The organism is Pedobacter sp. MR2016-24, assembly GCF_026239655.1.
Lineage (GTDB): Bacteria > Bacteroidota > Bacteroidia > Sphingobacteriales > Sphingobacteriaceae > Pedobacter.
In genome coordinates this window covers 527750-542576 of the sequence record NZ_JAPIVO010000004.1, presented here as the reverse complement: position 1 = coordinate 542576, position 14827 = coordinate 527750, and the positions used below count along the sequence as shown (strand labels likewise).

Annotated in this window: 13 protein-coding genes; all 13 read right to left on the bottom strand. The window is 40.2% G+C overall.

Annotation, left to right across the window (positions count from 1 at the left end; all coding sequences use genetic code 11):
* Nucleotides 1–18: 18 nt before the first annotated feature.
* The 13 genes from OQX62_RS13360 to tssR all read right to left on the bottom strand — a co-directional run bounded on the left by OQX62_RS13360 (nucleotide 19) and on the right by tssR (nucleotide 14822).
* Nucleotides 19–2997 carry a SusC/RagA family TonB-linked outer membrane protein gene (locus tag OQX62_RS13360; RefSeq protein WP_265832035.1) on the bottom strand — a complete coding sequence of 993 codons (2979 nt, stop codon included), beginning with the start codon at nucleotides 2995–2997 and terminating at the stop codon, nucleotides 19–21.
* 420 nt (nucleotides 2998–3417) lie between these two features.
* Nucleotides 3418–3543: a hypothetical protein gene (locus OQX62_RS13355; RefSeq protein WP_265832034.1), complete on the bottom strand. Its 126-nt coding sequence runs from the start codon at nucleotides 3541–3543 to the stop codon at nucleotides 3418–3420.
* Nucleotides 3544–3690: 147 nt separating this feature from the next.
* The gene (locus tag OQX62_RS13350; protein ID WP_265832033.1) at nucleotides 3691–4206 is read right to left on the bottom strand and encodes a DinB family protein; all 516 of its coding nucleotides are present in this window, start codon (nucleotides 4204–4206) and stop codon (nucleotides 3691–3693) included.
* Nucleotides 4207–4256: 50 nt separating this feature from the next.
* Complete coding sequence (locus tag OQX62_RS13345; RefSeq protein WP_265832032.1) at nucleotides 4257–4910, bottom strand: DUF4142 domain-containing protein; 654 nt, start codon at nucleotides 4908–4910, stop codon at nucleotides 4257–4259.
* A 343-nt stretch (nucleotides 4911–5253) separates the two neighbouring features.
* A complete protein-coding gene (gene tssD / locus OQX62_RS13340) occupies nucleotides 5254–5649 on the bottom strand; it encodes a type VI secretion system tube protein TssD (RefSeq protein ID WP_265832031.1) in 396 nt (131 codons plus the stop codon).
* Between the two features lie 73 nt (nucleotides 5650–5722).
* Complete coding sequence (gene tssD, locus OQX62_RS13335) at nucleotides 5723–6118, bottom strand: type VI secretion system tube protein TssD (RefSeq protein WP_265832030.1); 396 nt, start codon at nucleotides 6116–6118, stop codon at nucleotides 5723–5725.
* A gap of 218 nt (nucleotides 6119–6336) precedes the next feature.
* Nucleotides 6337–6732, bottom strand: a complete 396-nt coding sequence (gene tssD, locus OQX62_RS13330) for a type VI secretion system tube protein TssD (protein ID WP_265832029.1) — start codon at nucleotides 6730–6732, stop codon at nucleotides 6337–6339.
* A gap of 60 nt (nucleotides 6733–6792) precedes the next feature.
* The gene (gene tssD / locus OQX62_RS13325; RefSeq protein WP_265832028.1) at nucleotides 6793–7188 is read right to left on the bottom strand and encodes a type VI secretion system tube protein TssD; all 396 of its coding nucleotides are present in this window, start codon (nucleotides 7186–7188) and stop codon (nucleotides 6793–6795) included.
* 127 nt (nucleotides 7189–7315) lie between these two features.
* Nucleotides 7316–7885: an NAD(P)H-dependent oxidoreductase gene (locus OQX62_RS13320; RefSeq protein WP_265832027.1), complete on the bottom strand. Its 570-nt coding sequence runs from the start codon at nucleotides 7883–7885 to the stop codon at nucleotides 7316–7318.
* 141 nt (nucleotides 7886–8026) lie between these two features.
* Nucleotides 8027–9418, bottom strand: coding sequence for a DUF5458 family protein (locus OQX62_RS13315; RefSeq protein ID WP_265832026.1), 1392 nt, complete (start codon nucleotides 9416–9418; stop codon nucleotides 8027–8029).
* Nucleotides 9419–9456: 38 nt separating this feature from the next.
* Entirely contained in the window at nucleotides 9457–9903 is a 447-nt protein-coding gene (locus OQX62_RS13310; protein WP_265832025.1) for a hypothetical protein, read from the bottom strand.
* 26 nt (nucleotides 9904–9929) lie between these two features.
* A complete protein-coding gene (locus OQX62_RS13305; RefSeq protein ID WP_265832024.1) occupies nucleotides 9930–12458 on the bottom strand; it encodes an ATP-dependent Clp protease ATP-binding subunit in 2529 nt (842 codons plus the stop codon).
* A 6-nt stretch (nucleotides 12459–12464) separates the two neighbouring features.
* The gene (gene tssR, locus OQX62_RS13300) at nucleotides 12465–14822 is read right to left on the bottom strand and encodes a type VI secretion system protein TssR domain-containing protein (RefSeq protein WP_265832023.1); all 2358 of its coding nucleotides are present in this window, start codon (nucleotides 14820–14822) and stop codon (nucleotides 12465–12467) included.
* Nucleotides 14823–14827 lie beyond the last annotated feature (5 nt).

The following is a 14827-nucleotide window of genomic DNA, read 5'->3' as shown; positions in this document are numbered from 1 at the left end:
GCTTAATCTTCTAAATCACTAAAGGCCCATGCGGACACCGATGGTATATATTTTTGGAATGGGCATACCGTAACCATTATCCGAACCCATATAATCCGCCAGTTCAGGATCACGACCAGTGTAAGGAGTAACTGTCAGCAGGTTATTTACTGTTCCATAGATGTACAGCTTTTCCATTCCTTTCTTTTTCATGAAGTCACTGAGGTCGTAGCCCACTGATATGGTTCTCAACTTAACGAATGAGGCATTTTCCAGGAAAAGATCCTGATCCGAGCGATAAGGAATCACTGTACTCCAGGGATTGTAAAGCGGGTACTTACTGTAATCCCCTCTCTTCTCCCAATAAGTGATCTCTTTCACAGAAGTCATTGCGATCGTTCCTTCCCTGTTAATGAAATTGAACCGGTTTGCCATGTCCTGGTTAATGATCTGGCGACCTAAGTTGAAGTACATCTCTACACCCAGGTCCCATTTTTTATAAGTAAACTTATTCTGGAAACTCCCTGCAACTTCAGGCAGGCTATGGCCCATTAAGGTCTTATCTTTATTGTCAATCCGGTTATCATTATTCAGGTCCTTCCATCTGGGATCGCCACCATGCAGAGTGATACCATTATAGGTCATTGTTTTACCATCCATTACCGGCACATCTTTATCAGCTGTATAAATACCATCATTTGTAAGTAACCAGTACTGATCAACTGGCTCTCCTACTTTCAGCAGGCGGTTGCCGATCATGATCTCGGCACGCTGCCCCGGCAAGGCCACCAGCTTGTTTTTGTTCAGGTTAAAATTCAGTGCACTGGTCCAGCTAAATGCCTTTTTGTTACCCTGAATAATGTCCGCACTCACCAGGAAATCCACTCCCCTGTTGTTTACGTTCATTCCGGGCTCATATGCCTGACTATAGCCATATTCTGCGTACGCAGGAATACCCAATAACTGGTTCTTATCATTTTTGGTGTACCAGTCTATACTTCCTCTGATCCGGCTTTTCAAAAAGCTGAAGTCTACGCCCGCGTTCAGCTGATCCGTATAGGCCCATGGTATTCCATAACCTACCCAGCCAAAAGTATAGGGACGCGTAAGTACTGCAAAGGCATTGTATCCCGGTGCTGTCAGGTTGCCCGTAAAACCGGCATCGGCAGTATATTGAGGTCCCTGTGCATAATTGTCAAAAGAGTTCAGCTTACCTGATCTGCCTGCACTTACTCTCAGGCTCAGTTCGGAAAACAACTTATTTTCAGCCAGCAAATCATTTTTAATATTCCATGCGGCAGATAAAACCGGCGTTATCAGCCATCTGCTGGTGGGTTGTGCATTGGAAGAGGCATCAGCGCGGATGATCAGCGATGCAGTATATTTGTCATTGAAATTATATCCTCCTTTTGCATAATAAGAAACCAGATTTTGCCGTGTGCGGTCCAGGAATTTATAAACCAGCGGTTTAGGAAATGCGATAGGATTCAGGTAATTAGCGTTATTTGGATCCGATTCGAGTAGATTCAGTTTAATAAAATCATTCACACCTTTATAAGCATAGGCGTAATTGTATTTATAAGTATCTTTCTGGATGGATTGACCAGCCTCTATACTGATCAGATGTTTTTCTTTAAATGTATGCTGATAGGAGAGGAAATTATCCAGGATCATCCGCTGATTGAAACCATAATAGTTGGAAGCATAACTGTTTCCTTCCATCAAAGTACGCGGATAAAACAAGTCCCTGAAGCCCTCATTATAATCCATAGAGAATCTCGTAGTCGCTTTAAATTCTCCAAGATCCAGCGTCAGCTGACCACTCCCTTGTACGAGGTTATTGAAATTATCATCAAAACCATTCTTAAACTGGTCCAGATAGAGCCGGTATGACTCATTATTTGGTGCCAGCGGAGATCCCAGATCAGGAATATAGGCCATCTGTGCAAAACGGTCGCGCATGTTCTTGTTACGCACACGGTTCAACCGCGTTCCATTCACCATAGCAGAGAAATGCAACCACGTTAAAGGCTTGATATTCACATTGAAGAAAGCATTGTATTTATCCAGTCCCGTACCGTCTGCAACGCCGTTACTTTTTACATTACCTGCAGAAAAACGGAAACTGGCACGGTCAGATCCACCAGAAATATCTGCCTGAATACCATATACCATTGCATTACGGTAATAACTATCCGTCCAGTCAGACGCGCCATAATAAGCTGTATTCAGTGAGTCACTTAAATACAGCGGATACACGTCATCCCCGCTATAACTTCCGTTAGGCGTATACCTGTCGTAAAACTGCTTACGGAAATTATTTTCATATTCGCCATTTATGGTGGTAATTGATGGCTTTTGCGCAATCCCTAAATAGGAATTAAAACTTATCTTTCTTTTTTTTCCCGCCTGTTTAGAAGTTAAAACAATTACGCCATTGGCGCCTCTCGGACCATAAGCAGCTGTACCTGCCAGGTCTTTGAGTACTTCTATGTGTTCAATATTGTTGATGTCGATCCCCGCCAGCAGGTTTGTTGCCGTACCAATCCGGTTATAATCATACTGCTGCAGATCGAAAGCAAACGGATGTTCGTCTGTAATCAGTAGAATACCGTCCAGTACTACTAGTGGCTGGTTTTGGTACAAATCTCTTTTGGAGAGGATCGGTGTGGCCAATCCTCTGATAAACATTGGCTGAACTGTTCCCGGCTCACCGCTGGATTCCTGTACATATAAACCCGGGGCCTGCCCTTTTAAAGTCTGTTGTAAAGTCGCTGCCGGAAATAAGGCCAGTTCCTCTGGTTTTTTCACAACAGAAGAGGGACGCAGCCTTCTGAATAATTTATCTTTCTTATTCCGGGCAGTAACAACGGCCTTTAGGGTGTCTTTTTTAATGCTATCCTGCTGAATAAATACAGTCAGCCTCGAGGCAGAACCAGCTGCAAATACCCTCTCGTTCGCAAAGCTTTTGCCGCTTAGTGCCGATAAAAAGAAACCTGTTAGTAATAAAATACGCATATTCTTCAGTTATAAGCTGGAGAGTTCTACACCGAAAAAACAGGCAAAACAATTCCATAATGGTCTTATATTCCTGTTTCAGGTAATAGCTGACCAAGCAAAATGTCTACAGAAATGATTCTGATGAAATCTTAAGAATTGAGTTTTAAATGTTTATTAGAGAGTAAAAATTTCCATTCATATGTATTAATTAGTTTATAATTGGCAATAAAAATTGGACAGGCTGGCATGTCCGGGAAATCTGATGCGTCATCGTACCTGCCTGGATATTGTTCTTCTATTTGTTATTTAAAGATTACCGGGGATCTGAGCGTAAAATTGAGCTATAAATTACTGTTTGGGGATAAAAGCAAATACGTAATAAAGGAACCTGTTGATAAAAATATAAATTGAATTAAGCATCAAGCCTGATACATTTAATTATATATATTCATCATGATCAGGGGATAGAGATAACCATAAATAACGGTTGTTATTTACATATAAAGCTTCAATCTGCAATTCGCAGCGTTCATGCTCCCTGTAGCGGTTGGCAAGTTTTTTCATAGGATAAATATTTGGTTTACTGCTAAAACGATTTTTGTAAATATCTTCAAGCAATAGTCAAATATTGTAATTTACAAACTGAGTTCCGGCACCATTTCGTATCAATATTTCTACAATTTGTCTCTATTTAGAGAGATGAAATAAAGCTCAAATGCCTCCGTTTTTGAGAATGGCAACGGTAACCATCAATTGCCCTACATGCCGCATGGTATGTTCAGCACCATGCACCAAAAGACCGACAACGGTGGAAGGTAAACCTGCCCTGCCTACGCCGCGGTATTCTGCCAGACTATCGGGATCTGTATATTTCAATTGTTTTAAGGCATGATCAACCTGGAGTGAAAAACGTTCCAGCAGATCGTTTACGCTGTAACCGGGAGTGGCATCTTTTCCCTCTTCTGCTAATTGTGCGAATTGTTCCGGAGTTAAGCCCTCTGCCCTTGCATAAGTAAATACCCTATCCAGTACCCCGCTCAGGTGCTGCAGATGAAATCCGGCTGATGCCATTCCTGCAGGACGCAGCCATAACAAATCAGCCGGAAAACCGTGCATATACAACTCTACTTCTTCTCTTGCCTGCAATAATGCATGTGCAACAGGTTGTAACAGAGGTGTGATGTGAGGTAAGGGACCTCTTTGCCAAACTTCCAGTTCTTGTGACATGTGATCAATTTTACATTAAATGTTATTATTGATTACAATATACAAAATGATTAGTGTTTCAAACTCTTTTCATCCGGATCTACATTGGATAAATTATCACCGTTATTCACATTGCTGATATTCAGCTTCTGTCCTAATTTAACAGCCTGCTTATAATGTGTCTGTATCACCGGCAGGGTATTTAATGCATACTGTTTCAAATCACCATTTTCATTCATCGAGGCTTTAGTAAAAAGTGTTTGTGTTTGATCGTGCGCGCTAATCATCATCGTCATATAACGAACATCCAGATCTCTGCCTGATAACTCTCTAAGTGTGTTCAAATTTTTAAACTGTTCTTCAGGCAAAGTAGTGGGTACAGCCAGACCTTTGCCTTTAGCAATCTTTTCCAGATCCTGGTTAGCTTTGGTGTGATCTTTTACCATCATCGCAGCAAAAGCTTTCACTTCCGCATTAGCTGATTTTTGAACCATCAGGTTTCCGGCTTCTATTTCCAGCATTCCTCCTGCAATCGCGGGTAAGATAAAGGCCTTCGCATCGCCATCCATATCTACATCTGCAGTAGACATCTGTGCCCGCTGCGTAGTGTCTAAAGTTGAATCGGCAGCTGTTGTACTGGCATCATCACGTTTACGATCCTGATTCTGGCATGCCTGCATGCCAAATACTAAAACCATCATTAAGAAAATATTGTGCTTTTTCATATTTATATATTGTTTTTTAAAGGTTTTGAAGCTATCGTGAGCCTGTTCGCTATTATTGATAAGCTGTAAGCTCACGATGGTTTCATAGTTATATATTGTTTTTTAAAGGTTTTGAAGCTATCGTGAGCCTATTCGCTATTATTGATAAGCTGTAAGCTCACGATGGTTTCATATTTATATATTGTTTTTAAATAACCCCGTATCACTAGTCAACAGCTTAGAGAGGCGCATGTTTTAATTTTCGGCTATTTTATGCTACTGGTGAATATTGCAGGGGCTGACCAGAAACAAAAAAAGGGAACTGAAAAATTTCAGTCCCCTTAGGTATAATAAAAACGATTGCTTATGCCTTCGGCCAGTCGTTCGTATGTTCAGCATTACCCAGTTTTAATTTACGGGCCGATAATACAAAACTTAATGTCATTGGTGTATTGTCGTTCACTGCCAATCCTTCATTGTATTGAATGATATAACCATCTTCAAAAGACAGCTCCTTCATTTTTGCATCTTCTTCGCCTTTTTTGAAAACGATGGTTCCTGATAATGGTTTATATTGATTATTGACCATTGATTCAATTACTGAAGTATCTTCGGTTGATTCAATTTCGATATGAATTGTACCACCATACACACCGGAAGAAGGACGACCTTTAGCGTCTACATCTCTGTTTAATGAAAAGCTGCACTGCAGCACGTCGAATTCTTTAGATCCAAGATTCAATCTGGTTTTGAAAGCCATAATATTTCTTTTAATGTTTTAAAAATGTTTGTTAGTTTTTCAAGCCTAACGCATAAACTATATACGCGAAAAACTATGCTTTCGGCCAGTCGTTGGTATGCTCGGCATTACCAAGTTTCAATTTACGGGCAGAAATCTGGAATTTTAATGTCATTGGGTTATCGCCGTTGATATTTATTCCTTCAGCATACTTAACAATGTAGCCATCTTCAAAATGAACTTCTTTCATTTTAGCATCTTCATCTGATTTTTTAATCAGCAAAGTACCGGCTAAAGGTTTGTACTGGTTGTTTACCATAGCTTCGATGATAGAAGTATCTTCTGTGGATTCGATTTCAATATCAATCGTACCACCATATACTCCGGAAGAAGGTCTTCCTTTCGCATCTACATCACGGTTTAGGGAATAAGAACAATGAAGCACATCGTACTCCTTGCCCGAAAAGTCTAATCTTGCTTTGAAAGCCATAACTTTAGTTTTTGGGTGAGATATTTTATTAACTATATATGGTTAAACAACAACCCTGCCAATTGCTCAATCTGTTTAGCAAAGCAATTCAGGGAAGGTTCAGCAGAAGATAAAGTTGAAAACTGTTGATATGCGCTACATAATGTACAAATAATGTACAATAAAAAATGCCACCTGATGAGTTATCAGGTGGCATCAAGGTAGATGTTCTATAACGATTAAGCTTTTGGCCAGTCGTTGGTATGTTCTGCATTTCCAACCTTCAGTTTACGGGCTGAAATTACAAAGCTTAAAGTCATTGGGGTATTGTCGTTTACTGCAATGCCTTCATTGTACTGGATGATATAACCGTCTTCGAAAGACAATTCTTTCATCTTCGCATCTTCTTCTCCTTTTTTGAATACAATTGTGCCTGAAAGTGGCTTGTACTGATTGTTCACCATTGATTCGATCACTGAAGTATCTTCAGTAGATTCTACCTCAAGATGTATAGTACCACCGTACACACCTGAAGACGGACGGCCTTTAGCGTCTACATCTCTGTTTAATGAAAAGCTGCACTGCAGCACGTCGAATTCCTTGGATCCAAGGTTTAATCTGGTTTTAAATGCCATGATAAAGTTTTTTTAAATTTTAAAGATTTGTTTAATAAAAGATAGTTTAAGCGGGTTAAACTATGCTTTCGGCCAGTCGTTAGTGTGCTCAGCATTACCAAGCTTCAATTTACGGGCTGAAATCTGGAACTTCAACGTCATCGGGTTATCGCCGGTGATATTGATCCCTTCCGAATACTTAACAATGTATCCGTCTTCAAAATGAACTTCCTTCATTTTAGCATCCTCTTCTGATTTCTTGATCAGCAAAGTACCTGTTAAAGGTTTGTACTGGTTGTTTACCATGGCCTCGATCACTGAAGTGTCTTCTGTTGATTCGATTTCAATATCAATCGTACCACCATAAACTCCGGAAGAAGGTCTTCCTTTTGCATCTACATCACGGTTTAGGGAATAGGAACAATGAAGTACATCGTACTCCTTGCCCGAAAAGTCTAATCTTGCTTTGAAAGCCATAACTTTTTGTTTTTGGGTTGAATAATTTTATAAACTATCAAGACATAAACAAAAAGTTTGCCAAAGACATTGATATCTAAGAAGATAAATTAGAAATTTTATTAACATCGCTCTTAAAGCGCCCTGGTTAGATTATTTTCTCTCCGAAGGCCTCTAATTTACGCAGCCACTTTTTACTATACTCATTCTCAAGAGAGTACAGCTGCCCGATGGTATTGGTATGCACAGGATTGAAGCGGCAGTTTTCAAATACGTTTCTTTTTATAGACAGATACGTAATCTTTTTGTCTTGTTTCCAATACTCAAAAGTTTCTTCGTCCAGGATAGATACAATACGGGCAGATTTACCACTAAAATTGTTACTGATATTGTGCTGTTTTGCAGAAAATACCTGATCAGGCATAAAGAGCCTGTCAAAAAAGCCAGTAATCCGTGTAGGAATTGAGGATAAATATACCGGACAAAATAAAACAACATGATTCGCCCACATGATCATATCCAACGCCTTTTTTAAATCAGGCTCCAGTTCCGTCACCCTGTTATTGAACTGTTTATTCGAATTAAAGATCAGATCTATAATGGCTACTTCCTTTACATGGGCACCAGCACCCTGGGCACCTTTAATATAAGCATTGATGAGATAGCTTGTGGCAGTAGTTTTATCAGGGTCACCGTTGATGATCAGTACTTGTTTCATTTATTTATAAACCCACATTAAGATTCCGACGCTAAATTATAAAGAAATTGTTAAGCACCGAAATCTGATCAGCCTAAAAAAAAAATCCTGCACAGATTTATACAATCTGTGCAGGATATGTTGAGCGAAGAAAAATAATATCTACTGCTGCGCGTATTCTGAGCTCCAGGTAGTCTCTTCGTCTTCACCTTTCTGACCATCAAGTTTCACTACGAAACTTTTTGCAGGGAAATATGGGGTGATGTGAATGTCTAAATGTATTTTATCTTTCTGTGTTTCGTCACGTTCGAAACGCATGATTTTGAAACGTTCGATCAAACGCTCAGGTCCCTGAATACCATCCAGGAACTTCACAATCTGACCACGCAGGTCCTGCTCAGTTTTAGAAGTCCAGTTTTCAAACGCTCTTCTGTTCAGGAAGTCGAACAATACTTTAGTCACATAGTCGAATACACGAACAACTGAATAAGTCTGCAGACCAATGTTATCTCCGTTAAACAATGTTTTCGCAGAGAAGGCCATTACTTTACCATATTCATTTACCATTGGTACTAAACCAATACGCTCCAGGTGAGAAATCTCGCTCTTTTTCAGATCAAACTTCACCCCGTCAACATCATTGATGGCACCATGTTTTTTACCAGCTGTTACCTGTGACATTAAGGTATAATACATTTTACCCGCCAGTGCTGCTGATCCCGGAATAGTCAGGTCATCCTCTTCACCAACCTCTGCAACTTTACCCCTGCCTACTAACCAGTTACAGGTCATGATTACATTCGAACGGAAAGCATCTGCACCAGTCAGGTTTGCTGCGGTGAACAGATCGATCACATCATCAGGCTGGTCTAAATCTGCGAAGTCTGTTACCAGCATCGCTTTATTCTCGTAAGCAATCTTACCCCACTTTTCTACTACTTTGTTAGAGCCCATGTAACCCGGAATCACCATCAGTGAATAGTTATCACGTAAATCAAGCCTGTCATACTTCTGTTTCAGCTCATCACCGACATAATCAATAAACCTCGGGTTATCTAAATCTTTGATCTGATCCATCGAAGCATTCAGCAACACCACATTTTTCAGTTTATCTGATTCCGTATTTTGATAAAACAGGTTAACAGATCTGTAAGCCTGCTCCAGCTCCCTCGTTGTTTCCAGTGCGGCAGCAATATTTTTGTTCAGATTTTCTTCTGCTGCAAGCAGTTTTTCAGTGCTTTTCGTCGTCATATCCGCTACAGAATCCGATTCTTCCAATACATCAATCCATAACTGGATTTTCTTTTTCAGTTCTTCTCTTTCTTTTTTCTTCTCATCACCTGTTAAGAAGATCTGTTTTCTTGCTTTCCTTTCAGGATTCAGATTTTGCAGTCCATCTACCGTTGCTTCCAACAGGTCGAAACCACCTACCCTTGCCAGTTTATCCAAACTCTCCTGCAGGGAAAGTTTTTCCTGAACCTGCTTTTCTGCTGGTTTGAAGGCAGCTTCGTGAGCAGCATCCTGTGTTATTTTTTGTTCTTCTGGAGTTGACATAATATGTTTTTAAATCGTTTAACCGATAGATACCTCAATTATTTATTTTCTTCTAATTCCGCAACAAAGTTCTTCAATGCACTGATGAATGCACTTTTAGTTTCTGCATCATCCAATGTTGTCTTTAAGGTTTTGTTGGATTTCAATTGTTTGATTACATTGAGAGACATCTCTTTTTCAATATTGATATTATTCAAATGTGAACTTTGATTAATGATACTCTTCACAGAGAAATCTCCCAGGTTATTGAAGTGTAATGTCTCAGCTACTGGTGATCCATCCTGCTTCTCAAATCCTACAGTAACTTTCGGCTGGTAATGGTTAAATACCTCCTGAACTGTTTTCAAACCTTCTACCTTTTCAGGCTTGATAGGCTCGTTATCCGTTAATTTCTGGATAAAAAGTGTTTTATTGTGCGCAATATCTGCGAATGCTTCTGAGGTATCAATTTTTCTTTCGTTACCACCAATTTCATAATTAAACATAGTATTGATATTTAAAGGTTTATGATCTATTTAATATTATTTTCTGTTAATTCCACTTCAATAACAGGATGTTGCTCTACAATTTTCCACTCCAGACGTTCTTCCTCCGCATGTTTAGTAACGACGATAGAATGTCCTTTCTTTAATTCACCCGAAATAATATATTTTGAGATCGGTCTCCTGAGCTCATTACGGATTACTCCTGATAACTGTCTCGCCCCATACTTAGGTGTAAAACCACTCAGCGCCAGCATCTTCGTAGCTTCCTCTTCAATCTCAAAAGTTATGCCTTGTTTGTACAATGCTTCAATAAGGCTCTTCAGTTGTATCTCAAAAATTCTGACTACATTTTTCTCACTGATAGGCGCAAACGGAACGATCTCCGATAGGCGGGCCAAAAATTCAGGTCTGAAATGACGCGCCATGATTTCCATGAGCTGCTGCGAGGTAGGTATCTCATCTTTAGCTACCTGCTCCGCGATCCATTCACTACCGATATTGGAAGTAAATAAGATCAGTGAATTAGAGAAATCTCCCTCCTTTCCCAGCCTGTCATGCATATGCCCTTCATCCAGGATCTGCAGAAAAGTATCAAATACGGAAGGGTGTGCTTTTTCTATCTCATCGAAAAGTAACACAGAATAGGGCTGCTGCCTGATTTTATTCACCAGCAATCCACCTTCTTCATAACCCACGTATCCCGGAGGCGCTCCATATAATAATGCAGCTGAATGCTCTTCTTTAAACTCAGACATGTCAAAGCGGATCATTGCTTTTTCATCATTGAACAAGAACTCTGCAATTGATTTGGCCAGTTCCGTTTTTCCGGTTCCTGTAGGCCCCAGTAAAAAGAAGGAACCGATAGGCTGGCCTTTTTTATTCAATCCGCTTCTTGATTCCAGGATGGCATCAGATACTGCTTTTAAGGCCTGATCCTGACCAACTACACGACGTTTCAGAAACTGCTCCATATTCAGCAATTTCTCTTTCTCCTGTGCCTGTATTTTACCCAGAGGTATGCCTGTTTTATAAGATACAATCGAAGCGATATCCTGTTTGCTTACTTCATCCGATTTTTGTGCAGTCAGCACTTTAAGTGCATCCAGGTTTTTTGATAAATACTGATGGTATTCATCAGCCGTTTCAAATGATTCCACCTGCGTTTCATCAGTTAACTGACCCAATAAAACCGGACTTACCTTATCCTGCATCAAACTGTACAGCCATTTATAATTCACAAAGTCGATTTCTTCTTCAGCATCAGACTGTTCCAGTTCGGTCAGTGAATAAGTCAGCTCGTCCAGCACTTTCTCTGAAGTATCGTTCATCATCTTCATCGCCGCCATAGAACGGTCCAGCAGATCGAATGCCGAATCCGGCAGTCGGCGGTCCTTCATATACCTTTTTGCCAGACGCACACATTCAGGAACGGCTTCAGGATGGATCTTCAGCTGATGGTGACTTTCATACTTTTCTGTCAGCTTTTCCAGCATTTTTATCGCTGAAGCTTCATTGGGTTCATTCACCTGTAACACTTCAAATCTTCTGCTGAAAGCTTGTTCAGGTTCTATGATCTTTCGGTATTCATCTATAGTTGTGGCACCGATCACAGTGATTTCTCCCCTGGCCAGTTCGGGTTTAAGCAAATTACCTACACCACCACCGATAGGTCCTTTGTTATCCAGCAAGGTATGAATCTCGTCGATAAACAAAACAGCCTTATCAAATTGCTTGATCTCTTTTAAAATATTTTTTAAACGATCTTCTATTTCCCCTTTATAAGATGCCCCTGCAATCAGCGACCCCAGGTCGAGCTCAAAAAGCTGTACCCCCTTAAGCAGTTCAGGTACATTATCCGCAATGATATCCTGTGCAAAGCCATCTACCAATGCAGTTTTACCTACACCGGCGTCACCTGTAATGATCACGTTTGGCTTGGTACGGCGACATAGTATCTCCATAATCATGCGTGCCTCTTTATCACGGCCGATGATCGGATCTGTTTTACCATCTCTGGCTAAAGCGATTCTGTCGATACAATATTTATGCAGGGCACCAGCTGCTCCGGTATTTTTAGCACCTTTTTCTGCTCCTGCCGCAGGTGCAACCACTTGCTGCAATTCCTCATCTTTCAGATAAAGGTCTAACAGTTCCTTTTCTTTAATCGGAAAAGATTTCAGCTGATCAGGTTTGAATCCTACTGTAGGTTTACACAGTGCAGTAAGTATGCATACCGGCGTAATCAGGTCTAATCCGAGTTTAATTCTTACCAGATCTCCTTCTTCAAAAACCCTGGCAATTTCCGGACTGCCCTTCACCTCATCTGCAGCCACAGCCGTTTTATCCAGTTCTTCTATTCTTACCTCAGCCCATTCGCTGATGTACTCCTCATCTTTCCCTATAGAAGATAAAAATCCTCTTAAGCCTACTTCTTTATGCATCAGACCCTTTAAGAGGTGAGCAGCAGTAAATTCTGGATTATGGTATTCTTTAGCTAAAGATTGTGCAACCCTTATCGCTAATTTTACTGATTCGCTGATATTTGTAAGACTCATATATGGTTAGAGATTTTCCTTTTCAGGGTTTGGTGTAAAATTCTTTTCTGTTACAAAATAATAGGTCTTTCCGTTCGATATAAATTGCTGTCCCACCTGAGTGCCTCTTTTGATATTTTCACTTGAGCTGATCAGGAATTTCAGATAAGCTTCAAATTCTGCCTGCGGCATTCTGCTGTCGCTTTTCAGATCATTCACTTTATATTTCGTGAGCATTTCATTTTCAACAGGCAATCCGGTTACCGACCTGATATAACTTGAAAGGGTCATTGATTTGATATCGCCTTTCGATATATCCATGTCCAATAGATTTTTTGGAATATTGATATAGTTTTTCACCAGTTTTTTCCTGAATGAAGATTGATCCGGCTGTAAGTTCTGACCTATCATCAGGGAGAAGATATCATTCAGCTGTTTGTATTCCATTGTGTTCAACACAATAGCATATTGCAACAGGTTTTTATTCTTGGCCACCACATCTGAGGGAACAGATGAGGTCATGTAATATTTAAAACCATTATGCGGCATCTTATCCGCTACATCTTCCCCTACCGGTGCAGTCACCTGGCTCTCTACCAGGGGAGAAAGGTTTTTGCGTTCTACGCCTGTTAACCTGAATGCACTATCTAATGAACTGATCTGGTTGTTGATATCCATATCAGTTTCCTTCATAAACCTGCGCATCGCAATATTCATCGACTGGTTGGAATTTACAGATCCTTTAGTAGGGAATACTACTCCTCCCTGGATTAAACTGTTTTTTGGATAGTCAAGGTAGTAAGAAATGGAATCCAGCTGACTCGTATTATAGGCCTGTTTGTTGTCCAGTCCCTCACCGTTTACCAGAAATCTTTTCTTTCTTTGTGCGGAATAAACCGCTGCATCAGATACTAATTTCTTCGATTGCAGGACAAAGTTGTTGAACGACTGGTCATAATCGCTATACATCTGGATGGCCAGTAATCTTGCATCTACATCCGCAAACTCATCCACTACCTGGTTCAGCTGATAAGAAGAATTTGATTCGTTTCCTGTACTCCCGATTAACACGACCAGATTTGTTTCGTTTTTATGCGACCTCAGCATATTCAATCCAGCTTTAATACCATCAAAAACCGGTTGCTGAGTAATCCTTCCGTTACAGCTTTCTGTTTTTTTGGCTTCCCCTACCAGAAAATTCATTAGCTTCCTGTAATCCGGTGATACCGACGGTGTAGTTAATACTCCGGACGATACACAATCGGACGCTCCCCTGTAAACCACAGCACCATAATTAATGCGGTGTGATTTACCATAATCGTTGAATATATTTTCAAAAGACTGGATCGTGTTCGTTAATCCTGAGAAATATTTCGTCATCGGACTACCACCATCTACTACAAATATCACATTGATCTTGTGGATGTTTTTTCTTACATTCAGATAAGTCAGATATGGCAATGCATTACCACTGATCGTGATGAGTTTATTGTTTGATTTGTTATATACATCACTTGCTACACCTATGGTATAGTTTCCTGCACCATCGTTACCAACTATCGGCGCACTTCGCAGAATGATATCATTCACATCCAGCAGCGGATCGATATGAACATTAGTCAATGCCATAGAAACAGAATCTCCCTGATCATAAGATTCCATTGTTGCGGGTGCGATATATAAGCGCTCTCCCCAGTTATGGATCGCGTCAGAAGCCACCCAACCATAAATGCTTTTAGCTGCACTGTCTGTAACCAGCTGATCTTCATTTCCAATCAGGTATTTTTTACCGTCTTCTGATTTCTTGTAGATATAGTTGATTTCATGGAGTCTGACTTTAGCAACTCTCTTTTTCAATTCAGGTGAACTGTATACATAGGCTGAATCCGTATTATCATAATAAAACTTAGATTCAGTCATTGGCATTTTACCATTAATGATTGCTATTGATTTCTGCGGATATCCTGATTTTTTATCAGAATAAGATCTTTGCCACAGCAGCATCTTCGATTTCGGAATCCAGCCATAACTGATCGCACTTTTTTTATCGTTGATCTTTCTGCCCCGCACCATTCCGGCTTTATACTTAATCAGCTTCAAATAGCCATTTTCTTCTTTGGACACATAAAAAGGCTCCATGAAGTTCAGCTTTTTCATAATCAGACTTCCACCTGGTGCAGTAGTGGTGTAGTTTTCATCTCTGTCAGAAAACACGATCCATGGCAAATGACTTTTACTGTTTGCATCTTCCAGATCTGTTGTCGCTGATGGCTTCTCATAAGCCTCAGGCATATATTTTACTTTTTTACCAAACGCTGATGGCGACTGTGCCATGACGAAAGCAGCCTGGACTAATAAGATCAATAGGGATATAATTCGTTTCATAGATG